This window comes from Shewanella sp. NKUCC05_KAH (assembly GCF_019345585.1).
Taxonomy (GTDB): Bacteria; Pseudomonadota; Gammaproteobacteria; order Enterobacterales; family Shewanellaceae; genus Shewanella; species Shewanella oncorhynchi.
This window is the reverse complement of sequence record NZ_JAHKQZ010000007.1, coordinates 104,507-129,038: the sequence shown is the minus strand read 5'-3', so window position 1 is coordinate 129,038 and position 24,532 is coordinate 104,507. Positions and strand designations below refer to the sequence as shown.

At 46.1% G+C, this 24,532-nt stretch carries 20 protein-coding genes; 14 read left to right on the top strand and 6 right to left on the bottom strand.

The window, feature by feature from the left end; all coding sequences use genetic code 11:
- Positions 1–21: 21 nt before the first annotated feature.
- Entirely contained in the window at positions 22–1,365 is a 1,344-nt protein-coding gene (gene pmbA / locus KO533_RS08710; protein WP_105251299.1) for a metalloprotease PmbA, read from the top strand.
- Between the two features lie 250 nt (positions 1,366–1,615).
- Here the strand turns inward: pmbA and KO533_RS08705 are convergent, their stop codons facing one another.
- Both KO533_RS08705 and KO533_RS08700 read right to left on the bottom strand, forming a co-directional pair.
- Positions 1,616–3,742, bottom strand: coding sequence for a TonB-dependent receptor (locus KO533_RS08705; protein WP_219253724.1), 2,127 nt, complete (start codon positions 3,740–3,742; stop codon positions 1,616–1,618).
- 245 nt (positions 3,743–3,987) lie between these two features.
- A complete protein-coding gene (locus KO533_RS08700; protein WP_219253722.1) occupies positions 3,988–4,836 on the bottom strand; it encodes a transporter substrate-binding domain-containing protein in 849 nt (282 codons plus the stop codon).
- 266 nt (positions 4,837–5,102) lie between these two features.
- Here KO533_RS08700 and KO533_RS08695 point away from each other — a divergent pair, with 266 nt between their 5' ends.
- A complete protein-coding gene (locus KO533_RS08695; RefSeq protein ID WP_219253720.1) occupies positions 5,103–5,327 on the top strand; it encodes a ribosome alternative rescue factor ArfA in 225 nt (74 codons plus the stop codon).
- Between the two features lie 209 nt (positions 5,328–5,536).
- Positions 5,537–6,940, top strand: coding sequence for a class II fumarate hydratase (gene fumC, locus KO533_RS08690; RefSeq protein WP_219253718.1), 1,404 nt, complete (start codon positions 5,537–5,539; stop codon positions 6,938–6,940).
- Between the two features lie 180 nt (positions 6,941–7,120).
- On the opposite strand, the gene rimO is transcribed toward fumC, so the two are convergent.
- Entirely contained in the window at positions 7,121–8,539 is a 1,419-nt protein-coding gene (gene rimO, locus KO533_RS08685; protein ID WP_219253716.1) for a 30S ribosomal protein S12 methylthiotransferase RimO, read from the bottom strand.
- Between the two features lie 417 nt (positions 8,540–8,956).
- Here rimO and KO533_RS08680 point away from each other — a divergent pair, with 417 nt between their 5' ends.
- The 6 genes from KO533_RS08680 (at position 8,957) to KO533_RS08655 (ending at position 15,833) form a co-directional block, all read left to right on the top strand.
- Positions 8,957–9,670, top strand: a complete 714-nt coding sequence (locus KO533_RS08680; protein WP_219253714.1) for an oxidative stress defense protein — start codon at positions 8,957–8,959, stop codon at positions 9,668–9,670.
- Positions 9,671–9,844: 174 nt separating this feature from the next.
- Entirely contained in the window at positions 9,845–10,282 is a 438-nt protein-coding gene (tnpA, locus tag KO533_RS08675; RefSeq protein WP_219253712.1) for an IS200/IS605 family transposase, read from the top strand.
- 214 nt (positions 10,283–10,496) lie between these two features.
- Positions 10,497–11,273 carry an EAL domain-containing protein gene (locus tag KO533_RS08670; RefSeq protein WP_219253710.1) on the top strand — a complete coding sequence of 259 codons (777 nt, stop codon included), beginning with the start codon at positions 10,497–10,499 and terminating at the stop codon, positions 11,271–11,273.
- Positions 11,274–11,413: 140 nt separating this feature from the next.
- The gene (locus tag KO533_RS08665; protein ID WP_105251307.1) at positions 11,414–12,265 is read left to right on the top strand and encodes a class I SAM-dependent methyltransferase; all 852 of its coding nucleotides are present in this window, start codon (positions 11,414–11,416) and stop codon (positions 12,263–12,265) included.
- 615 nt (positions 12,266–12,880) lie between these two features.
- Positions 12,881–13,459 carry a porin family protein gene (locus tag KO533_RS08660; RefSeq protein ID WP_105251308.1) on the top strand — a complete coding sequence of 193 codons (579 nt, stop codon included), beginning with the start codon at positions 12,881–12,883 and terminating at the stop codon, positions 13,457–13,459.
- Between the two features lie 769 nt (positions 13,460–14,228).
- Positions 14,229–15,833, top strand: coding sequence for a tetratricopeptide repeat protein (locus KO533_RS08655; RefSeq protein ID WP_219253709.1), 1,605 nt, complete (start codon positions 14,229–14,231; stop codon positions 15,831–15,833).
- A gap of 471 nt (positions 15,834–16,304) precedes the next feature.
- Here KO533_RS08655 and KO533_RS08650 read toward each other — a convergent pair whose 3' ends face one another.
- Entirely contained in the window at positions 16,305–17,408 is a 1,104-nt protein-coding gene (locus tag KO533_RS08650) for a phosphoribosylaminoimidazolesuccinocarboxamide synthase (RefSeq protein WP_219234510.1), read from the bottom strand.
- Positions 17,395–17,823 (bottom strand): hypothetical protein, encoded by a 429-nt coding sequence (locus KO533_RS08645; protein WP_219253707.1) that lies wholly within the window; start codon positions 17,821–17,823, stop codon positions 17,395–17,397. Before KO533_RS08645 ends, KO533_RS08650 begins: the two co-directional genes overlap by 14 nt.
- Before the next feature lie 244 nt (positions 17,824–18,067).
- Here KO533_RS08645 and KO533_RS08640 point away from each other — a divergent pair, with 244 nt between their 5' ends.
- From KO533_RS08640 to nrfD, 5 genes are all read left to right on the top strand, one after another.
- Entirely contained in the window at positions 18,068–18,550 is a 483-nt protein-coding gene (locus KO533_RS08640) for an SRPBCC family protein (protein ID WP_198573395.1), read from the top strand.
- 104 nt (positions 18,551–18,654) lie between these two features.
- A complete protein-coding gene (locus KO533_RS08635) occupies positions 18,655–19,317 on the top strand; it encodes a pentapeptide repeat-containing protein (protein WP_219253704.1) in 663 nt (220 codons plus the stop codon).
- A 429-nt stretch (positions 19,318–19,746) separates the two neighbouring features.
- The gene (gene phsA / locus KO533_RS08630; RefSeq protein ID WP_219253702.1) at positions 19,747–22,029 is read left to right on the top strand and encodes a thiosulfate reductase PhsA; all 2,283 of its coding nucleotides are present in this window, start codon (positions 19,747–19,749) and stop codon (positions 22,027–22,029) included.
- A 12-nt stretch (positions 22,030–22,041) separates the two neighbouring features.
- Positions 22,042–22,608 (top strand): 4Fe-4S dicluster domain-containing protein, encoded by a 567-nt coding sequence (locus KO533_RS08625; protein ID WP_219253700.1) that lies wholly within the window; start codon positions 22,042–22,044, stop codon positions 22,606–22,608.
- A gap of 2 nt (positions 22,609–22,610) precedes the next feature.
- Positions 22,611–23,558, top strand: coding sequence for an NrfD/PsrC family molybdoenzyme membrane anchor subunit (gene nrfD, locus KO533_RS08620; RefSeq protein WP_219253698.1), 948 nt, complete (start codon positions 22,611–22,613; stop codon positions 23,556–23,558).
- 106 nt (positions 23,559–23,664) lie between these two features.
- Here nrfD and KO533_RS08615 read toward each other — a convergent pair whose 3' ends face one another.
- Positions 23,665–24,408 carry a sulfite exporter TauE/SafE family protein gene (locus KO533_RS08615; RefSeq protein ID WP_219253696.1) on the bottom strand — a complete coding sequence of 248 codons (744 nt, stop codon included), beginning with the start codon at positions 24,406–24,408 and terminating at the stop codon, positions 23,665–23,667.
- Between the last annotated feature and the right edge of the window lie 124 nt (positions 24,409–24,532).

Genomic DNA, 24,532 nt, shown 5'->3' with positions numbered 1-24,532 from the left:
CGACAACGAAAGAGTAGCTTTGTGTCTTTGAACAGAATCGATAGTGAATTGGGCGCGCTGAAAGATGCGGTGGCCGTGGCGCTGGAATATGCCAACAAATTAGGAACGAACGCTGCCGAAGTGGCGATCAGTAAACAACAAGGTTTGTCGGTTTCTACCCGTTTAAAAGAAGTTGAAACCGTTGAATTTAATAAAGATGGTGCCTTAGGAATTACGGTTTACCGCGATGGTTGCAAGGGCAGTTCATCGACGTCGGATTTAAGTCCAGAGGCCATCGCCTTAGCGGTGAAAGCGGCCGACGATATCGCCCGTTATACTTCTCCCGATCCATTCAGTGGTCTTGCCGATAAAGCCTTGATGGCAAATCAGATCCGCGATCTTCAACTGTATTATCCACAAGATATTTCCCCCGATGAGTTAGCGCAACTGGCGATCCGCGCCGAAACTGCGGCGCTCGATGCCGATCCACGTATCAATAATTCCGACGGCGCCAGTGCCAATGCTCACACTGCGGTTAAAGTGTATGGCAACAGCCACGGTTTCTTAAACGGTTATTGCAGCTCGCGTTATAGCTTGAGTTGCAGCGTGATCGGTGAAGATAGCGAAGGCAATATGCAACGGGATTACGATTACACTATCGCCCGTAAATTCAGCGAGATGCTTGCACCTGAAACGGTAGGTTTAAAGACCGCCGAGAAGACAGTAAGCCGCCTCGGTGCGCGCAAGATCGCTACGACGCGTTTACCCATTTTATTAGCGCCAGATATCGCCACAGGGTTAATCGGCCACTTTATCGGAGCGATCAGCGGTGGCAGTTTATACCGTAAATCCAGTTTCTTATTGGATTCGATCAACACCCAAATCTTCCCCGATTGGTTTAATATCGAAGAGCAGCCGCATTTACTGGGCGCATTGGCAAGCGCGAACTACGACAGTGAAGGCGTGGCGACCCAAGACAGACGCATTATTGACCGCGGCATGTTAGAAACCTATTTGCTGACCAGTTACTCGGCGCGCAAGTTAGGCTTAACCAACACGGGCCATGCGGGCGGTATTTATAACTGGACGCTCGGCCACACTGGCCAAACCTTCGACGAATTGGTGAAAGACATGGGCACAGGTTTGATTGTGACCGAAGTCATGGGCCAAGGCGTGAACATGGTAACGGGCGATTATTCCCGTGGTGCGGCGGGTTTCTACGTTGAAAACGGTGAGATCCAATATCCAGTGGAAGAGATCACTATTGCGGGTAACTTAAAAGAGATGTTCCGTGGCGTGCAAGCCGTGAGTAAGGATTTTGATTTGCGCTCATCGATTCGTACCGGCGGTATCTTGTTATCTGAAATGAAGATTGCGGGTAACTAATCCATAGTCTCACTCGTTTCGCCGTGCTGCATAGCGCGCTTAAGTCGTCTCAGTGCTTTAGTGCTAGTATTTTAGTCTTGGTAGCATGAATGTGGTTTGAGCATAAAAAGGGCAAGCGATTAATCACTTAATCTGCTTGCCCTTTTTGTTTAACGTTCGGATTAGAGCTGTTCGGCCTAAAAATCCGCGCCGTTAAAAACCATGTGGTTAAAAACGATGTTGTTAAAAACAGTGCCTTTAAAATCAGTCGTTAAAATGCATAGCTTGCGCTGAGTTCGAACGAGCGACCTGCACCGGCAATTTGGTTAAAGCCATAGGTATTATCGGCCTTAAATTCCGCTACACTTACGCCGCCCAGTGGCAGCTCATAGTAGCTGTCGAACAGGTTATTCACGGCGAAGGTGACAGTCAGATCCTGCCATTTCATACTGCTGTTCAAATTGAGCAAGGAGTAACTGTCGGTTTCATTTTCAAGGCGGCGGTCATCTACGCGATCTTTGGTCGCAACCCATTGCCATGAAAGACTGTTTTCCCATTGACCTAACTGATGTTGCAGTGCCAGCTCAGTTTGCAACGGCTTGATTTGATATAAAGGTTCATCACCTTCATCTCGCTCGCCACGGGTTACATTCACTTTGCCTAACACTTGCCATTTACCTGTGCTGGTTTCGGCAAACTGGTAGAGCGCATTAAAACGTGCGCCATAGAGATTGGCATCTAAGTTAGTGAATTGGAGAATATTGCGTTTGCCATCAGGCGAACTGGTGCGATTGAAGCTACCAATGACTTCGGCATCGACATAGTCAGTCACAGCTGTGTACCAAGCTGTGGTCGAGACTTGCCAGCTATCATCGTTATATTTGTAGGCTGCGCTCAGGGTATGGGCGGTTTCTGGTTTAAGATCCGGATTACCTACGTAACCATTACCATCACCATACCAACCTATCATAGTGGTCGCCATAGTGCCGCGGCCCCAGCTGTAACGTTCGTACAGATTAGGTGCACGATTCTTGCGGGCTAAACCAAACTCAAGTTGTTGATTGGTCGATAATTGATAGCGTGCCAGTAAGGTGGCATCGATAAGATTATCATCACGTTTTCTGTCCATCGCATTAAAGGCTTTTGCCGCTTCTGCGTCGACATTGGGCATGCCCATCATAGGCATGTTGCTATAGGCTTGGACTTCACCTGTATTGGTGGTGACATACTCAAAGCGAACGCCCGCCGATAACCACCAGCTTTGACTTAAATCTTGCTGCCATTCGCCATAAACGGCGGCGCGGCGGCGTTCACCATCGTTGATGTTGATGTAGTCATTGGGCGCCATCATAGTGCCAGGCACCGCAGGCCAAACATCGTCGAGCTGGTAGCTATAGTATTCTTGGCCGACCAGTAAGGTGCTGTCATCACCCATTGGCAAACGCCAGTGTAGTTGATAGCTGTAGTCATCACCTTCAGTGTTCATTGGCATCTTGCCGGTTTTTTCTGGGGTGAAAAAGCCCATCTCGTGTTTCACGCCGTGCCAGTTTACTTGGGCACTGAATTCACCGTCATCGTCGAGTTTGAGTTGATAACGGGCGAGGGCACCGTAACTCTTGTTATCCGTCATATCCATATATTGGTTAGCAAAACCTTGGAATGGAATATTTTGGTGGGTCAATTTGATGGCAACTTCTTGAGTCTCATCGCGCCATGCGGCTGTCAGTGCATGGTTTTGTGCGCGGTATAGAGTATCTATGACTTTATCGCCATTGCCATCTTTATAGCTGTTGGCATCTTCATAGGCGCCTTGATAGCTAAGGCTGACATTTTTGCTGGCAACTGTGGCATTGGTGCCGAGTAGCAAGGTGTCGCTCACACTGCGATATCCCGTTGAGATATCACCGCTATTCCACTTGATGCTATCGCTTTCACCAAATTTAGGGTTAAGGCTGCTAACCTTAATCACGCCCGCAATATTGTCGCCACCGGCACTGACTGGCGATACGCCCGCAATCACTTCGGCTGCGGTGACTTGATTGGCGGAAATATAGGACAGCGGTGGATTCATTTGGTTTGCACAGGAGGCAGTAATGTCCGCACCATCGACCAGCACTTTGATGCGATCGCCCATCATGCCATTGAGGATAGGTAGGGCCGATACGCCGCCCGCTTCGGAGAAATCGACTCCTTGCCCTTTCAGTAGATTTTCAGCCGAACCTAAGGCGTTACGGTTTTCGGTCTGTTGGCCATGGACCTCTAAGCGTTCAATATTGGCTAATTCGCTGTCGTCAGCCATGGCCTGTGGCGCTAGTGATAAACCCATGGCGATTGCGAGGGATGAGGAAATTACTGAAGTTTTAAACGGGTGAGATAAATACGCAGAATTTGCAGCCATCTTATTGTCTTCCATTCACTTGGATTAATTGCGCTGCATTATAAAGAGCATCTCAGTGTGGCAGGTGCGGCATATTGTCGCAGAGGGTAACAAAGCGAGTTAAAACATCAGAATATGGCTTGAGCAGAAGACAAGTTTTCCACTTTTTAATCAGTTAGGCATGATTCTCTTAGCTCTTTATTGGTACCTCAATTGATAAGAGGTCCAATAGAACTCTGCGTTAGCGGTACTTTTTGTGATTTAAGCTAGCCAAAATACTTGCTATACAAGCGCTGAGTTTCACCTTGGGAATCCATGGCGGCGAGTGCTTTGGCAAATTCAAAGACTTTAGAATCTGGTGTTAACACTGTGGGACTGTTATCTGGGCTGATGGGGATATCGGCGCGATAGTTGGGGTTGTGTTTACCGCGGTAGTGGCGGCTTTTTTTCGAGAAACCGAGGTACATTTCCTGCGGTAATTCGCTGTAGTGATAGTGGAGTTTAAACTGGCTTTGGTCACGATTTTTGAGGTAATAATACAAAGTGGTTTGATCATAAATAAAAAAGTCACCTTGGTTTGAAAGTAAATAATCCAAGGCTTTAGGGACGGTTAACTCAGGCGGTTTGCGTACCTTGATTTTGTCGGGTAAGCCGCCAAAGTCGTAACTGCCGGGAGCGATTAAGAGGGTCATTTCATTATGGGCTAACTGCTCAATGGAGCGAATATCGGCGGCGCCAGCACGGCTAATGCCAATCGCACGTTGTGAAAGTCCATTGGGGATAAAATGCGCGTATTGAGCCCGCTCTTCGGTGAAATTAAGGCCGGGATAAAAATCGATATTGCCGAGTTTGAGATCCCGCAGAATACGTAATTTAGGTGCGCGCACCACATTGAGTTTGCAGCCAATCTTGTTCGCCGCCGCTTGGTAGAGTTCGTGATAAAATCCCGTGTTATTGGACTCGTCTCCGATAAAGGGTAAGCGTTCGCTGGTGCGATACCCCATAGTCATCACGCAGGAATCTGAACTGGAAAAAGCACTGGCAAGCGGGGCTTGAAGCGTTATCAGTAAAAGCAGTGCACCGAGCCAAGATTGAGCGACTAACGCGGATGTCAAATTGATCTCCTTATCTGTCGATTACAAAGTGTAACCTGAGTGCCAATAAAGGTTATGGCAAAATCCACTCACTAAACCTATTAATAAAATCTTATTGATTATTAAGCTAATATATTATTTTTATTTGAATAATCTATCATACTTTCCTACTAGTCAAAGTCATTTTTTATGTTGGAGTGCACAAACTCTGTACATCTGATTTGATTGCGTTATAGTTTGCGCTGTTAGGCTATGGGCTTAACTTTCATTAAGCAGTGAGGCATAAAATGACTAAGCAAAAACCGCAAAATATGCCCTTAGAACACGAAAGTGGTCGAGGCACCATTACCGACAACGCACTCAAAGCGTTAGTGACGAGTCCCTTGTTTAGGACCCGCACCGAGAAAGCGAAAAAGGGCAAAGGATCATACGATCGTAAAGCACAAAACCGAAAGGGGCATCAGCACAAGGGCGATGCCCTTTTTGACTTTCTAGGTCTGCGCTTTTGTTAATCTGCTTTTTTACTGCTTTAGTTCGCTGTTTTAGTCTGCTGTGTTAGTGCCTCGTAAATCCTACCAATTCATGCTCCTCCACCTGCCTTTACGCCAATCTTTACGCTTAAATCAGCCTTATTATTGATACTCCTTGTTGGAGGTTAATTGTACTTTCGCCCTGAGCGAGTATGGTGAACGCTTAGAGCGTTTTAGCGAAGGAGATGCACATGGCACAGCAATATCGAGTTGAACACGACACTATGGGTGAGGTGAAAGTCCCCGTCGATTGTTATTGGGGCGCACAAACCGAGCGTTCGCGGCAGCACTTTCGTATTGGTGCTGAGGCATCTATGCCCGTCGAAGTGATCCACGCTTTTGGCTATTTAAAGAAAGCCGCCGCCATTACCAATCAACAGCTTGGCGTCTTGCTCCAAGATAAAGCTCAACTGATTTCCCAAGTGTGCGATGAGCTGATTGCAGGCGAACTCGATGCGCAATTTCCTTTAGTGATTTGGCAAACGGGCTCGGGCACCCAAACCAATATGAACGTCAATGAGGTGATTGCCTATCGCGGCCATGTGCTCTCGGGTGGGCAACTTATCGATGCGGTTAAATGCTTGCACCCCAATGATGATGTTAACTGCTCGCAATCCTCCAACGATACCTTTCCCACCGCCATGCACATTGCCGCCTATCGCCAAGCCGTTGAGCTCGTTTTGCCCTGCATGAGGTTATTGCAGCAGAGTTTACAGAAGAAGGTCGAGGAGTTTGCGCAAATCGTTAAAATCGGTCGCACGCATTTTATGGATGCAACACCGTTAACCTTAGGCCAAGAGTTTTCGGGTTACGCCGCGCAGTTAAGTCATGCCATCGAAGGTATTGAGCACAGTCTTAAGCGGGTGGCCGAGTTAGCCTTAGGTGCGACCGCCGTCGGCACTGGGCTGAATACACACAAGGATTACGCCGTTAAGGTGGCGGACAATATCGCAAAACTCACGGGTTTGCCCTTTGTGACGGCGCCGAATAAGTTTGCTGCCCTTGCTGCCCACGATGAATTGGTCGCTCTGTCGGCGGCCTATAAATTGGCGGCGGTCAGTTTAATGAAGATCGCAAATGATATTAGGATGTTAGGTTCTGGTCCGCGTTGTGGTATTGGTGAGTTATTACTGCCTGAAAATGAACCGGGTTCGTCGATCATGCCAGGAAAAGTGAACCCGACTCAGGTCGAGGCTATGACTATGGTGTGTGCGCAAATCATGGGTAATGATGTCGCCGTTGGGATTGGCGGCAGCAATGGTCAGTTTGAGCTTAATGTGTTTAAGCCGATGATTATCGCCAATGTGCTGCAATCGGGGCGCTTATTGGGGGATGCTTGCCAATCGTTTAATGATCATTGCGTGGTCGGCATAGTGGCGAACGAGCCGCAAATTGCTAAGCATGTGGAAAACTCACTCATGTTAGTGACGGCACTGAATCAACATATCGGTTATGAAAAGGCCGCTAAGATAGCTAAAAAAGCCCATAGTGAGCACAAGACACTGCGCCAAGCGGCATTAGAACTTGAGTTTGTCACGGCAGAAGAGTTCGAGCTGTGGGTCGATGCCAATAAGATGTTGGGACCCGATGCTTAATTCATAACGTCACAGCCTAGCCGTTGATAAATAAGTGAAATAAATAGTGAGGTAAAACAGTGGAGTAAGGATGCTGAAGCATTCGCAGTGTTAATGTTTACGGTGCATCGAATGATAAAAAACAAAAAGCGAACCAGAGGTTCGCTTTTTGAGTCATAGCCTGTCCTGTATCAGAACAGCTTAGTCTTGGGAGTCAGCATCTACCACTTCAGCCCACAGATCGTGTTCATCTGAATGGGTGATGCGGGCACGAACCAACATACCGGGTTCCAGCTCAGTTTCACCATTGATAAACACCATGCCGTCGATTTCAGGTGCATCGGCGAAGCTGCGGCCAATGGCGCCTTCTTCGTCGACATCGTCAATCAGAATATCTAAAGTACGGCCAACGAAACGGGCTAAACGCTCGGCGCTGAACTCGGCTTGGAGTTCCATAAATCTGTGGTATCTGTCTTCTTTCACTTCTTCGCTGATAAGCTCGGCTATGGTGTTGGCGACAGCGCCATCGACTTCAGAATATTTAAAGCAACCTACGCGGTCGAGACGAGCTTCTTTCAAGAAATCGAGCAGGATTTGGAAATCCTCTTCGGTTTCACCTGGGAAGCCGACGATGAAGGTTGAGCGGATCACTAGATCTGGGCAGATTTCACGCCAGCGTTGAATCGCTTCTAACTGACGGTCAACACGGCCTGGACGCTTCATCATCTTGAGAATGCGCGGGCTAGCATGCTGCATTGGAATATCCAAATACGGCAGGATTAAACCTTCCGCCATTAGCGGGATCAAATCGTCAACCCATGGGTAGGGATAGATGTAATGCAGACGCACCCAAGCGCCCATTTTACCCAGTTGACGCGCTAGGCTAGTAATGTCTTGCTTGACTGGCATACCGTTCCAAAAATCGGTACGACCGCCTTTGTCTTTGCCGTAGGCCGAGGTGTCTTGGCTTACAACTAGAATTTCTTGTACGCCTGATTCCACTAAACGCTTAGCTTCATCTAAGATGCTGCCCGCTGGGCGGCTGTCGAGGTCGCCACGTAGCGAAGGAATAATGCAGAAAGTACAACGGTTGTCGCAACCTTCTGAAATCTTTAAATAAGCGTAATGTTTAGGCGTTAACTTAACCCCAGTTTGTGGGATTAACGAGGTAAAAGGGTTGTGCTCTGGCTTAGGCACATATTTGTGAACGTGCTTTAACACCGCTTCGTAGCTGTGTGGACCAGTGATTTCTAATACATCTGGGTGCACTTCGCGGATTTGGTTTTCTTTGGCGCCAAGGCAGCCAGTGACGATCACTTTGCCGTTTTCTTCTAAGGCTTCACGCACAGCATCCAGAGATTCTTCCACCGCAGCATCGATAAAGCCGCAGGTATTGACGATAACTAAGTCGGCATTGTCGTAGCTATTAGTGACTTCGTAGCCGTCGATGCGTAACTGAGTCAGAATACGCTCTGAATCCACGAGGTTTTTTGGGCAGCCCAAAGACACGAAACCGATGCGATTCCCAGTGGCAACAGCATTAGTGCTTGCTGCTTCTAATGTTTTGACTGGGATATCAAGCGTGGTCGTTTGCTTGGGTTTAAAAGTTTCAACTGTCATGGTTTCTCGCTGAGGTATAAGCCGCCTTAAAAAAGTTGGCGGATTATACCTGAAGTGATTAAAAGGTACAGTAGCTTTGGCTGAAAAGTGTACAACTGGGGCGCTGAATATGCCAGTTAACCCTAAGGCCTATTTTGGGTGTGGATATAGGAAGACAAGCCAAAGATCCAAGGTCGAACTCATCTGGATAAAAAGCGCTAAACATTTTTCAGAAAAATTAACCCTTTTTAAAATTGGCCGCGTTTATAGGGGCAAGAGACAATTTCTTGATGCTGTTACATATTGGCACAAGTATTGGCACTTTTTACTGATAGCCTAAGCGCTAAATAAGCGACACAGTCGTTTTAGCCGTCTCGTTTTGAATATGCGTTCTATTTGAAGTGGTTTAGGTATAAGCACATTATTTTGGAGTAAGTTATGAAAAATTCTCTTTTAGCGGTATTGGTGGCGGGTGGTCTTTTTTCTAGCGCGTTTATGGCGCCAGCGGTACTCGCCGCTGAGGTCGATTTCCCGCATATTGAAACCATGGGTGTGAGCCAAATCCAAGTCGAGCCTGATATGGCGGATGTGAATGTGGAAGTGGCTGTGACCGAAAAAACCGCTAAAGCCGCCAAAGACAATTCCGATGCCGCCGTGGCTAAGTTTATCGCCCGTCTCACCGCAGCGGGTGTGACTAAAGATCAGATCCAGAGCGCGAATTTAAATCTTCAACCGCAATATGTGTATGTGCAGGATAAGGCACCTGAGCTGACGGGTTATACTGCCAGTCGCCAAATTACCGTGACGGTAACAGACTTAAGCCGCTTGAATGCAATCTTAGATTCAGCTTTAGAAGAAGGCATGAATCGGGTGAATAACATCGCCCTTAAGTCGAGTAAAGAAGCTGAATGCGTCGCCAAAGCACGTCAAGCTGCGATTGTGGATGCCAAACAAAAAGCCGAATCTTTGGCTAAAGGCTTTGGTGAAAACCTCGGTAAGATCTGGCAGATCCGTTATTACGATCAACGCCCTGTGCAACCGGTCATGTTACGCATGAGCGCTAAAGCCGATGCCATGGGCGCCGCCGAGAGCTATCAGTACGGCCAAGTGAGCATAGAAGATAGAGTTGAAGTGATTTATAAACTGAAGTAAATCAGTCAGAGGCCTATGGTGATGGATGAAGCTCCTATTGGAATTCATCCATTTTATTGTCATCCCAAAACCACCGCCTCTGGCGGTGGTGATTGTTCCTTGAGGCTATAGCCTGAATTACGCCCATGCTAAAAGAGACTTCTTATTCACCACAAGTAAGAGGAAACGAAAAGCATGGGCGATTATAGAAGTTCATCACATGTTTATTGGCGTTGCAAATATCATATTGTTTGGACTCCGAAGTACCGTTTTAAAATTTTAAAAGGAAACCTTGGTAAGGAGTTATACAGGTCAATTTATATCCTTTGCAATATGAAGGGTTGTGAGGTTTTAGAATTAAACGTTCAGATAGACCACGTTCACTTGGTAGTCATAATCCCGCCGAAGCTGTCAGTATCAACGCTGATGGGAGTATTGAAAGGAAGAAGTGCGATAAGGCTATTCAATAAACTCCCTCATGTACGTAAAAAGCTATGGGGCAATAGCTTTTGGGCCAGAGGTTATTTTGTAGATACAGTAGGTGTTAATGAAGAAATCATTAGACGATATGTGCGCCATCAAGATAAACAAGATCAGGAACATGAGGCTCAATTGTCGTTGCAGATGATGTAGTTTTTGGAATAGCCCCTTCCAGGGGCAAGTCAAAGCCGCCTTCTAAGAAGGCGGATTCTTTACTTTTTATGCCGTTTACAATCGTTTTATATTTTTGGAAATAGCATTCTTCACTCTATATGTGATGGATTTTATTAGGATGATGAACAGTAAAAACTGGCAAATTTAAGTATTTATCCTCACACTAGTAAGGTTAATGTTTAGGAGGCCGTTTATGGATTTTCCCGCTCGAATAAAGCAACAAACTTGCATGGATTGCTTAAGTGGTAAGTCATTAGGATTTGAAATTCGAATGGCATTTCAACCTATTATCCATTGGCCTAGTCGTGAGATTAGCGGTTATGAAGCTCTGGTCAGAGGCCCTGATGGTGAAGGGGCTGCGTGGGTGTTTGAGCGGATTAATGAAAATAATAAATACTATTTTGATCAGGCTTGCCGTGTTAAAGCGATAGAAACCGCTTCAAAGCTGGGACTCGATAAGATGCTCAGTATCAACTTTTTACCTAATGCCGTATATAACCCTGAGACCTGTATCCGCGCGACGATTGAAGCCGCCGACATGTATGGGTTTGATATTCACAACATCATGTTCGAAGTGACTGAGGGCGAGCAAATTGTCGATCGGGCAAAATTAGTCCGTATCTTCGAGAGCTATGCTAAGCGTGGTTTTATCACGGCAATCGATGATTTTGGCAGTGGTTTTGCTGATTTAAGCTGGCTCGAAGCCCTGCGCCCTCAAGTATTAAAACTTGATATGACCTTGATCCGTGATATCGATCTTGATAGAGAAAAGCAGTTAGCCGTGGATGAAATACTGCGTATTTGTTTAGAGCTTAATACAAGAGTTTTGGCCGAAGGCATTGAGACTGAAGCCGAACTTAATTATCTCGCTGGAATAGGGATTGAGTATTTTCAGGGGTATTATTTTGCCAAACCACAACTCGAATATTTAAGTTCCTATGAAGAGCTGGGCTTTCACGCCCCAAAGTAAATGGTTAGGTGGATTGATATCGTTGCACGATTAGAGTGATAACACGTGCTAAGACTCGATGGATAATTCTTTGTTTCTGATATCGGCTAACTGATATATCATGCGCCACCTAAAATTGCCCTTGTTACCTATTCGCTACTATGTCTTCCAACGCGCTCTATACCGATTTATCCGGTTATTACGATTTAATGTGTTCCGATATCAACTACCAGCAACAGAGCGCGAGCATCCATCGTCTGCATCAGTTCCTCGGCAATAATGGTAAGCAACATCTTGATTTAGCCTGTGGCACTGGTCCACATGTGCGGCATTTTATCGACCTTGGTTATCAGTGCAGTGGCCTAGATATCAATCAGCCTATGCTAGACATGGCCATGCGTCGTTGTCCTGAAGCTCAGTTTAACCTCCAAGATATGACGGCTTTTTATTTAGAAGAGCGCGTCGATTTGATTACCTGTTTTTTATATTCCATCCATTACAGTGCTTGCATCGAACGCCTTAAAAGCTGTATCGCCAGTGTGCATAGCGCACTTAATGACGGTGGGCTGTTTTGTTTTAATACTGTCGATAAGCACAGAATCGATAACACAAGTTCGGTTAAGCATTTTGCCGAGTTTGATGGTAGTCATTTCGCCTTCGAATCCGGCTGGCATTACAGTGGGCAAGGTGAGAAACAGTCATTAAAGTTGAGTATTGCCAAAAGCAGTCAGCCGTTTGCTGAGGTCTCGCCTTTACCTGTCTCTGATATGAAAGGCTTAGGCTCGCTGGAAGCTGGGTTACACGCCGCAGGTTTGCAAGAAGTGGGTTTACAAGAAGTCCACAGTATTGAGCAATGGCAAGACCAACATGCTATGGTCGCTACCAGCTTCACTGAGCTGCAGGAACTGTTAGCACCTTATTTTGAAGTGCATGTTTTCGAACACGATTATGAAAGAATTGTCCCGTGGGATTTAGCATCAGGTAACGCGCTGTTTGTTTGCGTGAAGATTTGACCTTCTGTTGAAGGTTGGTAACAGAAGGTCTGCTCATAATGTGACTGTGACTCGTTAAATCTCGCTTCTCTTTCAGTCTGTTTTTATGTAAAGCCAAATTAAAGTAGTGGGCTTCACTTCTGTTTTTCATCAAGAGTCGACCAAAAGGGGAAGGTACCAGTTCCCCTTTTGGATATTCCTTGCCAAATAACGTCCATGTTTAATAATCTGTTCGTCATCCATAACTCTTGTTCATAACGCTGCCGCACAGTATTCCCGTTAAAGCTTGCTTTAATAAACTTGCTTTAATAAGTAAGTCGCACAATATAAATGATAATGGAATTAATTAAATGTAATGATTTTGTGTGTTTATTTTGTTACCTATGAAATAGTTACAATTTCACAGGCAATAAATACATTAAGACAGAATTAGCATGGCTTTAGTGTAAGTATGAAAAAAGTTTCATGTGTTTTATAAAAATAGTTAACTCTAATTTAAAAGATTGAAATATATATATGGTTTTGATAAGTATGGTTATTATTTTCATTGCGTATTGATCTGAGTGTGGTTTTGCGAGGTTGGCATTATTTTTGTAATGTCCTTAGTGTATTTAAATAATTAACTAGGAGTACTTTATGAAAAATCCCATTCTTACTTTAGCTGCCATTATTTCTTTAGCCTCTTTTAGTGCATATTCTCATGCTGATAACATGAGCAACAGTGATGCCGCAGAAAACGGAATCTATGTCGGCGCTAACTACGGTTATTTAAAAGTCGATGGCGATGATGATTTTGATGATAATAGTGATGTAATGCAGGGCCTTGTTGGTTATAAGTTTAATAAATACCTTGCTCTTGAAGGTAGTTACATTAACTTTGGTGATTATGGTAATGGTTTAGCCAATGCCGAAACCGATGGTTACACGGCAGCCCTTAAAGTCATGCTTCCCATTGCAGACCGAGTAGAGCTATATGCTAAAGGTGGTCAGTTATGGTATTCGACAGATTATGACGTCGTCGGTTTTTCTGGCAATGACGATGGCGAAGGTGTATTCGCCGGCGCCGGTGTGGCATTTAAAGTCACAGATCGATTTTTAATTAATGCTGAGTACACTTGGTATGATGCAGATATTAATGTCGATAGCGTCGCCAATGGCGGGAAAACAGATACAGACTTTAATCAAGCCAGTATCGGTGTTGAATATCGCTTCTAATTATTTGTTGTTGATATTTATAATTTAAGAATTAATTATCTAGGTGTGACACGCTAAGTGTCACACCTTTTTTATATTACTAATAAGCCCCTCCGAGTTTTTATTTTTTAAATCAAAGTCAAAATCAACGTCGTGAGGCTTCACCCCACACCCGACCAAAAGGGGAAAAGCGCCTATTTCCCTTTTGGAAATCCCCGGCGTCCCTAGCGAAGTTACATGCATTGATTAGTGGCTTCGTGCTTATTCGAAAATAGCTAACGCTTCCGATGGCCCCGCTTTACATCCATGTAAAGCCCCCCAGTTCGGCAGTCCCTGCCTCTCGCTCATAAGCGCGAAAATCACCGATTTTCATTCGCCCCTTCCCCCCGAAAGCTACGCAGACGTCCTGTCTGCGTCACGCCCCATTCTTTCAAAAAAGAGTCTTCAACGCCCTTCAGCAACTTCGCAGGGAAGGTGAACTTCGGCGGCTTAAGTGTTGGCTGTTATCCCAAAAGAGTTATGCCTATCCGATCTTTTCCCTTGCTAAACCCGAGGTGACCATATATGTCCCATCTTTTATCAATAAAACTATTAAAAATTAATTACTTAAATTTTATATTGGTTAGATAATAAGTTTGGATAACGCGCATGTGCATTTTCCGCATGGTGTATTTGATAAAAAACTGATAAGTTCCTTTTATTACAGTTAGTTAATTTTGCATTTTTTACTGGTCTAATGAGGTGAACGAGCATGTGCACTATAGAAATGTTAGGCCTCAGAGATTAATCTATGAATGAATCACCACCAAGCACAGCATTAGAAGCTTTCAGAATACTTATCGAGTTCCTATCGAGTAACTCAAAAACCATTGTTATTCTGGTTTTATTGTTTATTTGTAGAAATGCCATATCAAGCTTCGTTTCAAGGCTCACTTCTCTGAAATATAAAAGTGGGGAGTCTGAACTTGGTATGGAAGCCGCTGCTCCAACACAAGATAAAGAAAAGATCGATTTACGTACTACAGATGATAAGCCATCCTCCGAAGATAAAGATGCAGAAATAGAGAAAAATGAGGGGGACTGGTTCCTTGCAATGGAAAAAGCATTTAGTGAAGGGCGCCTAGATGATGCAGAAGCTGAATTCAAAAAATACGCTATAGGCGAGAAAGATGAAGTAAAGCTGGAAAACAGTAAAGCTGCTTATCTATATTTTAGGTTTAATAAAGGTAAAGATAATTCAGCAATTAGTGAATTGGAATGGCTAGCTCGAACAGCTAAAAATGAAGTGTCTAAATTTAATACCCTAGATTGGATTTCATTCTGCCTTAGGAAAGGAATGCAATATCACAAGGAGACTGAAATGTGGCGGTCTGCTCTTGAGGAAACGCAATCTGAGCCTTTAAAGACAAGAGCTATAGTAAATATTGCATACTCCCTGAATAAAGAAGAATCCTCAATTGAAGCTAAGAATATCCTGATAGAACGACTGAAGAGTATAGACGATGGTGCGCAAAAAGGGTTGATCTTTGAGGCACTTTCAAAGATAGAGGACTCTTTAGGAAACAAGTATCTGTCTATTTACTGCAAAGACAAGTTTTTGGAATTTAACACGAATAATAGAGGTGAGCTTTTTAATTCTGCTTATTCTGCAAGCAATGAAGGTATTGATGAAATATCAATAAGCAATTACTTAAGACTCATTCGAATTGATGAAGATAACTCGACTGCATTGAACAATCTTGGAGTACGAGCTCAGGAGGCTGGATTGAAAATAAAGGCTATTGATCAATACAAGAAGTCAGCTGAACACAATAATACGTTGGCAATGGCGAACTTAGGTTACTTGCTTCTTGGAGCGGGTTTTACTGACGAAGCAGAAAAAATAGCTAAAGAAGCATTAGAGAAAGATAATCCCCACGAAAATATACATAGCTTGCTTGCTGAGATTAGCAAAAGTAGAGAAAAGCAGGACAAAGACTGGGAAGAGTTAGGTAAAAAAGCACTAAACAGGCAGAAGAAGATTCGCGAGTATACCGAGCAACTTTATCTCGGTAACGCGAAGGTTCTAGAGGGTGACTGGGAAGTAAATGGTATACATGCCACAACTATAAAGATCGATAACTACTCACTTAAAGCCAGTTGGACTGAAGAAACAGGTGCTTTGGTAGGGGGAATATATACAGTAGAACTTGTAGGAGAAGTATCTGGCGCTACCTTTGATGGCACATACTCGCGCAAGAGAAATGACAATTCCTCAAACACATTACTTGGCGTGGGTGGAAATACGAACAAGGCATGCATTGGTTATTTTTCTGAAAGTGAAGGGAAACTCAAGGTTTTATCTAAAGAGCTAAAGGATGATTTCAGCTTGTTCTTATCCCCGAAAAAGGCCTAAGGAATTTAACGAGCCAATCATAAGGATTTAATAAGCCATTGTTAAATTTTCTAAAAGAGATGGTTGGCATCATTCAGGTTGCTTTCGATGGCTTACAAACAACACTAATGTGACAGGAGTTCAGCGTCCCCTCGGCGTTGCCGCAGGGTATTTGCGTTCGTTGCGTGATCGAGGCATGGATGCCGAGATAGCGTCAGTCGAATCAGGGACGAGCGTCTGACGCGATAGCATAAGGACGCTAAATGCCCAAGGGGCTTTCAACTCCGTTAGGGGCGTCTTGGAGCATCCAAGGAGGATAGGACGAGCAGTCCTCCTTGGTCGGGTGTGGGGTGAAGCCCCACGACTTTGATCCAAACGAAGTTTGGAAAATCTACTTTTTCGAAGTAAACAAAAAAGGCGCCTAAGCGCCTTTTTCTACTATTCAGTTATGGGTAAACCACCCAAAACCTCAGATTTGATTACAACTCTCTATTACACAATCAGATCATACTCATCTTTGAGTATCTTAATAATATCTGCCTTTGGATTCGCTGGCAGCGGGATTGGAGCACCAGTCACTTTCTCGGCAACGCCGGTGTAAGTGCGTGACACTTGCATCATGGCCTCAAGTGGCAGGTCATTGTCGCGGGCGAGGGCTTCACGCTCTGGCATTCTGTCTTTGTTGAGCAGCACATCAGGATCGGGGAAATGATTTAGCAGGAATTGGCGGAAACCCTCTTTGGAGTTTTCCAAAATCTTGCCATCGCGGTAGGCGGCGCCGTCCCAAATACGTGATGAGTCTGGAGTGCCGACTTCATCCATGTAAATCAGTTTTGAATTGCCATCTTTATCAGTGACATAGCCAAACTCAAATTTAGTATCGACAAACACTTGGTCAATGTCGGCCAGTGCTTTTGATATCACTTTAAAGCCATCTTTTAACAGCTTTTCGTACAGGTCGATATCTTCTAACTTTTCAAAGCCAAAGGCTTGGTAGTTGGCTTCGATATCGCTGCGGCTGATGTTCACGTCATCTTGGGCTGGCACGCCTGGGATGCCGGTTAAAATGCCCTTAGTCGATGGGGTAATTAACAGCTCAGGGAGCTTTTGATCTTTCTCTAAGCCTTCTGGCAGTGTGATGCCACAGAATACTCGCTCGCCCTTAGAGTAAGCGCGCCACATTGAGCCTGTGATGTACTGGCGGCAAATGGCTTCGACTTTAATGGGGCGGGCTTTCTGGACTATCCATACGAACGGGTGCGGGATATCCAAAATATGGCTGTCGGCTAGGCCGTTTTCGGCGAACAGTTTAAACCAGTGGTTAGAAATCGCGTTTAATGCCGCGCCTTTACCGGGAATGCCTTTGAGGCCACCTTCACCGTGGAAGATACAGTCGAAGGCCGAGATACGGTCGCTGATCACCATGATGGCGAGCGGGGTATCTTCGGGGACGTTATAACCCTTGGTTTTGATTAAACGGCGGCTGTCGGCATCGGTTAGCCAGTAAACGCTGCGAACCTTGCCGCTGTGGACTGGGCTGTCGGTGCGGATTGGCAAATCGTTATTCACGGCTAATACGGAATCAGCAAGACTCATGACGAGTATTCCTTAGGATAGAGAGTGTAGGGATAAGGTTTTTATAAGTGTCGGTTTGCAGATGGACTATGGCGTTAGCAACAGCCAGATTCATTGCAACCGCTTTATTATTCGCGCTTGGCTTAGGGCGTAAATCGCTCAGCCAGTTTGCGGGATTTGATGTTAAATCTTGAACAGCAAAAATTGTATTTTCGGGCGGTGTTTGAATTGGGTTGGGTGGAGATAATGCAAGGGAGGGAACAAACGCAGGGCAAGGTTGGCACCACAGTGAAAGTGGTCTGCGAAAGCGGGCTGGGCCCGTGCCATTTTGCTCGAAAATGCTAACCATTAATCCGAGAGAACCTTGTTCTAGACTGCCGCGAAAAAGTGGCGACATTCTACCTTTTTTGACAAAATTTGCCACGGCTATTTGCATCGCTCTTTGCACAGATCTTTACACAGCCCTTTACACTGCTCTTTATATAGTTCTGTGGCTTGAATCTAGCTGGCATAAGGATTTGCAAGGGAATCACGCGCTAACACTCAGTGCTGAGCATCATGGAGGGCTGGTGTTCTGCGGACGAGCTAATGTTGAAGGGCTGTATTTTAGCGCGCTGATATGCGAGCTTATGATGTAGCAGCCGACAAGACCATCAAGCCAAATATCCAATGGAGGGAATATGAGCACAAGTCAGCATGTACATAATGATAATCAACGAGAGCTAGTATTAGAGCGGATTATCGATGCGCCGCCAGAAAAGCTGTTCCGCGCGTGGACCGAGCCAGAACTCCTCAAAATCTGGTTTACGCCAAGGCCGTGGACTGTGGCAAGCGCGAGCTTAGATGTGCGTGCCGGTGGTTCAAATGTGATCGTGATGCGCAGCCCTGAGGGGCAGGATTTCCCGAATCGTGGCGTATATCTCGAGGTGGTTGAGAATGAGCGCATCGTATTTACCGATGCCTTTACTGAGGCTTGGGTGCCGTCCGATAAAGCCTTTATGACGGCAACCATCATGTTTGAACCTATAGATGGTAAGACCAAGTACACTGCGCGGGTGCTGCATTGGAATAGCGAAGATAGGCAGAATCATGAGGATATGGGGTTTCATCAGGGTTGGTCTAAGGCGACCGATCAGCTTGAGGAACTCGTCGCGAGCATTTAGCCGGTGAGTCTCAAGCCTCGTATCAGAGAGTAAACAATAAGTAGTATCTAGCCCAATTGCCCTGCATATTTTATTGCTGGGGATTGGGCAGGATTAGAGGTGTTATGTCGTCACAGAAAGAAGTGCCTGTACTTAAACAATCAGTGCTTGCGCCATCGCAACTCGCGCAAAGTGCGGCTTTGCAAGGCAATAGTTTTTTATCAAAACAGTTCAATGGCTTGTCGGAATTAGCCCAAGATCTACAGGGCATCGAGTTCGAGGATTGCTGCTTTCAAGATTGCCATTTTAGCGAGAGCACTTTCCGTAAATGCAAGTTTATCGATTGCCGCTTTGTGCGTTGCAACTTAAGTTTAGTGAAAGTGCCCCAGTGTCAGTTCTGCGGGGTGGAGTTTGAAGAATGTAAGTTAGTCGGTATCGATTGGACCCGCGCCGCGTGGTCGCGTTTATCCTTTGCCGCGCCCTTTTCCTTTAAGCAATCCATCTTAAATGATTGCTCATTTTTAGGTTTGTCCCTCGATGAAATTATCATCGAAGAGTGCAAGGCCCACGATGTCGATTTTCGCGAGGGCAGTTTTAATCAAGCCAATTTCACCTACACGGATTTTAGTCATAGTCTGTTTGGCCGAACTCAATTATTGGAGGCGGATTTCAGCGAGGCATCCAATTACGATATCGACATTTTTAACAATAAAATCAAAGGCGCTAAGTTTAGCCGCGACGAAGCGATTCGGCTGCTCAACTGCCTCGATATAGAATTAATGGATTAAGGATTGTGGTAGGTTTTTACTCAGCTTTTCACTCAGCATAGTGATGCTCATCCCACGAGTGTTATCGCAATTTACTGAGATATCTGTTTTTTTTAAGCCGCCATTTACCCCATCTGGCGGCTTTTTTCTGCTCGTGTTTTAGGACCTATTGATCTTATTCACGTATTTCAAGGTCAGTCTTAGGTTTTAGTTGCGGTAGATCACACCGAGCTTCCCCATGTGGTTTACCACAATACCCACCTACCTCTTTCGGGATAACAATCTCTGTGGATGAGCAGTGTATTCAGCGTATGCCGTGTATTTTGAAGATATGGTGGCGCTGTTTTAACGCTTTATAACTAAAAAAGTAATCAAATCAGTGAGCAAACCTCTGCTCGATGGCGCCAAAAATGGCGACAGACGGGTGGGATGAGCGTGATGGAGGTAACCATGATTGAGCTTAATAGGCGAACCTTTTTAAAGGGAGCAGGAGCGAGCAGCGCCACGTGTGCGTTGGCCAGTCTGCTGCCGGGCAGCTTAGCGGCATTAGAGAATAAGCAGCTAAAGGGCATGGGCAAAGACATTGCCAGTATTTGTGAAATGTGTTCGACTCGCTGCCCGATTTCGGCGCGGGTGATTGAGGGCAAAAACGTCTTCATTAGTGGCAACAAGGCCGCTAAATCCTTTGGCGGTAAAGTGTGTGCCCGTGGCGGCGCAGGCCATAGTTTATTGTACGATCCACAGCGTATCGTTAAACCGTTAAAGCGGGTCGGTGAGCGCGGCGAAGGCAAATGGGCTGAGATCAGTTGGGATGAGGCTTATAAATTAATTGCTGAAAACCTCAATAAAATCAAAAAAGAACATGGCCCAGAAGCCGTGGCATTCTCGTCAAAATCTGGCTCACAAGAAAAGCATTTGTTTCACCTTGCGACCGCCTTTGGTAGTCCAAATACCTTTACCCACGCGTCGACTTGCCCTGGTGGTTATGAAATTGCCGCTAAGGCTATTTTTGGCACTAAGGTCAAACGTGATTTAAGTAATTCTAAATACATCATTAACTTCGGCCATAACCTGTACGAAGGCATCAATATGTCCGAAACCCGCGGCATGATGGCGGCGCAGATGGACAAAGGTGCCAAGCTGGTGGTGTTCGAGCCAAGATTCTCCATTGTGGCCGATAAAGCTGATGAATGGTATGCCATTCGCCCCGGTACCGACGTGGCCGTCGCCTTGGCGTTATGCCATGTATTGATTGAAGATAATCTTTACGACAAGGCATTTGTCGCGCGTTATGTGGAAGGCTTCGAAGCCTTTGCCGCCGAAGTGAAAGCTTATACCCCTGAATGGGCTGAAACCATCTCCGATGTGCCTGCCAAAGACATTCGTCGTATCGCCCACGAATATGCTGCTAAAGCGCCCCATGCTGTGGTCGATTTTGGTCACAGAGCCACCTTTACCACCGAAGAGTTTGAGATGCGCCGCGCCCTTTACGCCGCCAACGTCTTGATTGGTAATATTGAGCGTAAAGGCGGGATTTATATCGGCCAGAAACCCGGTGATTACAACAAGCTTGCCGGTGAAGCGGTTGCGCCCGTATTGGCAAAACCTGGCGTGAAAGACATGCCAAAACCAGCAGCGAAACGTATCGATCAGGTGGAAGAGCAGTACGCCATGATGTGGACATCGGGCGGCGTTTACCAAACCATTCTCGATGCCACATTAAGCGCTGTTCCTTACCAGTTACACGGCTGGGTGATGTCACGCACTAACCCAATGCAAACCATGACAGACAGAGCGCGCGTTGTTGAAGCGATGAAAAAGCTCGACTTTATCGCCGTGTGTGATGTGTATATCAGCGAAACCGCCGCCTATGCGGACGTGATTTTACCTGAGTCGACTTATCTTGAACGTGATGAAGAAATTGCTGATAAGTCAGGTAAAAATCCGGCCTATTATGTGCGCCAACGGGTCGTTGAAACATTAGGTGATACTAAGCCTTCTTGGCAGATCTTTAAGGATGTGGGTGTGGCTATGGGCCTTGGCGAGTTCTATCCATGGGAAAACATGGAAACCCTGCAAATGCTGCAGGTGAACCGCGACACTGACCTGCTGCGCCGGATCAAAGACGAAGGTTTTGTGAGCTTCGGTAAGCCAATTATGTTGTGCGAGCCTAAGATGGTTACCGAGTTTATTAAGGCATACCCCAATGCGCGACCTGCCGATGAAGACGGCACTTACGCCAGTGCACTGACCTTTAAAACCCCGAGTGGCAAAATTGAACTCACTTCCGCGAAAGTCGAAGCCATGGCACCGGGCCGTGGGGTGATCAAGTTCCGCGAAGTGAATCTTAAAAAAGCAGATGAGCTGTACTTTATCCAAGGCAAAGTGGCGGTGCACACCAATGGTGCAACCCACAATGTGCCTATGCTCGCTAACCTGATGTCGGATAACGCTGTGTGGGTTCACCCTGTTACTGCGGGCAAGTTAGGGATCAGCAATGGCGACCCAATCCGCCTCACCAGCAGTGTTGGCACAGAAGAAGGCCACGCCTTAGTCACGCCGGGTATTCGCCAAGATACTGTGTTTGCTTACATGGGCTTTGGTTCTAAAAACAAAGAGTTGGTCAGAGCAACGGGCAAAGGTATCCACTGCGGTAACTTACTGCCGCACGTTACTGCTCCTGTGTGTGGCATGACAGTGCACACCACGGGCGTCACGCTGGCAAAGCGCTAATCGGAGGCTTAAATGAATAAACGATATGTAATGGTGCACGACGAGAATAAGTGCATCGGCTGCCAAGCTTGTAACGTGGCGTGTCGCAGTGAAAATGGCGTACCCGAAGGCGTAACTCGTCTGCAAGTGCGTGTGGAAGGCCCCTTTGGTGAGATGCCCAATCTGCATTTCAAATATCACAGGGTATCTTGCCAGCAATGTGAAGATGCACCCTGCGTTAAAGTGTGCCCAACAGGCGCGGCCTATGTGGGTGAAGATGGCATTATCTCTATCCATACCGAGAAGTGTGTCGGTTGTATGTACTGTGTGGCAGCGTGCCCTTATAAAGTGCGCTTTATGAACCCAGAAACCAAGGCGGCGGATAAGTGTAACTTCTGTAAGGATACGCGTTTAGCACGGGGCGAAGAGCCAGCGTGCGTGACTGTGTGTCCAACCGATGCCTTAGTGTTTGGTGATGCCAATGATCCAAGCAGTGAAGTGGCCATCATGCTCAACACTAAAATCACTTACCAAGATAAAACCCATTTGGGCACTAAACCTAGGGTATATCGCGTTCCTACCAAAAGAGGGGGGATTTGATTATGAACAATACTTGGGGCGACATGGCGCAATATGATCCTGTCACTTGGCACTGGGTCATCGCCGTTTACCTGTTTATGGCGGGGTTATCCGCGGGCAGTTTACTGATTGGCATTGGTTTGCGCTGGGCGAATAAGGAACTCAGCGCGGGAGCCGAAAGCAGCATTCTTAAGGCGGCAGCAATTATTGGGCCTGTAGCAATTAGCTTAGGTCTAGCTTGCTTAGTGTTTGACTTAACCAAACCATTCCACTTCTGGTTGATCTTAATTCACTATAACTTCCAGTCTGTGATGGCCATTGGGGTGCTGGCGCTGCTGGCGTATTCTCCCTTAGCTTTTGCGTACGCCATTATTGTGCTGCGGGATGACTTACCAAAATGGGGTTTAGGTTTCCTAGCGCCTATCGCTAAGTTACTTATGCCATTTCGAAAGCTGATTGAAGTATTGTTGTTTGTTCTCGCCATTGGCGTGGGGGCTTACACTGGCTTCTTAATTTCGGCGATGAATGCCTATCCTATGCTCAACACTGCGGTACTGCCTGCGCTGTTTTTAGTGTCGGGTTTGTCGGCGGGCGCTGCGGCCAATGCGGTACTGGCGTTGCTGATGTTTAAGACTGACAGCCACGACAAAACTTTAGTGAAGATGCACGGTTTAGAATTGCCTGTGATGGCGATTGAAATTCTGTTCCTGTTCATGTTGTTCTGCGCCTTGTACTTCAAGGGCGGCGCGGCGGCTGCGGCCTTAGCATCGTTAACTTCTGGGTTATGGGCAAGCGTGTTCTGGATAGGCGTTGTCGGTATAGGTTTTGGTATTCCCTTGCTGTTTATGCTGCTACCCGCCGCGACTCGCCACACTAAGGGCGCAATGATCATGGTGGCTTGTGCGAGCTTAACGGGCGTACTCGCCTTAAGACACTTTATTGTGTACGCAGGGCAAAGCTATTTAAGCTGAGTGTAATCTGGCTTTACATATTGATAGATAAAGAAAAAGCACTGGCAATGTCAGTGCTTTTTTATTGTTTGAATCGTGAGAAGGTTTGCCAGTACAAGCGGGACGCTTATTGGGGTAATAACTCGATAACCGACTTCACCGTTAGCACTAAGGCGCTGATACTGCACAGGACTAACGTCGCCATCTTTGTCTTCTCTTTATCGACACGGCCCACTAATCGTCCTGCGACTAAGTAACCTAAAATCACTGAGGGGAGCAGCATCAACGACAGCCACAGATGTTTTAATTCTAATAAGCCAGTGATCGCTAAAATGACCAATGCAATCATGGAGCTAAAAATGAAGAAGGCCGACAGGGCAGCGCGAAACTGCGAGGCATCTTTGCCTGCCAACAAAATCGCCATCGGCGGGCCACCAATCGCGGCGATATTGCCGAAGATCCCTGAAACCACACCCGCACCGAAGAGGCTTTTCTTATTCACTGGCAGGCTGAATTTATTCAGGCTGAGGATCACTGCGACAGTTACAATGGCGGCGATGGATAAACCCAGTATGGGTTGAGGCGCAAACAGCAATAAACTCGCGCCGATAAAACCACCGGGCACGCGGCCTAGGAGCGCATATTGCAAGCCATTGAATTCTAAGTGACCGCGCTCACGCACTAAGGTCAGCAGGGCGATGGAGAAACCCATAGCAATAACAGGCGCAGGTACAAGTTGTGGATCGACGATATACAGCAAAGGACTGGCGACAACCGCAAGCCCAAACCCAATCAGACTTTGGGTTAATGCGCCCAGAAACACGACCAGCGAGGCTAAGGCGAGTGTCTGTGGATCTATCATAGAAAACATAGGATTTCCTATATCCCAAACCAACTCAAGATGGTGAAATTTAAAGTTTGAAGTCGCTTGGGTATAAACAAAAAGGGATCGTTAACGATCCCTATTGATGAGCACTGTGATATGACTTTGAAAG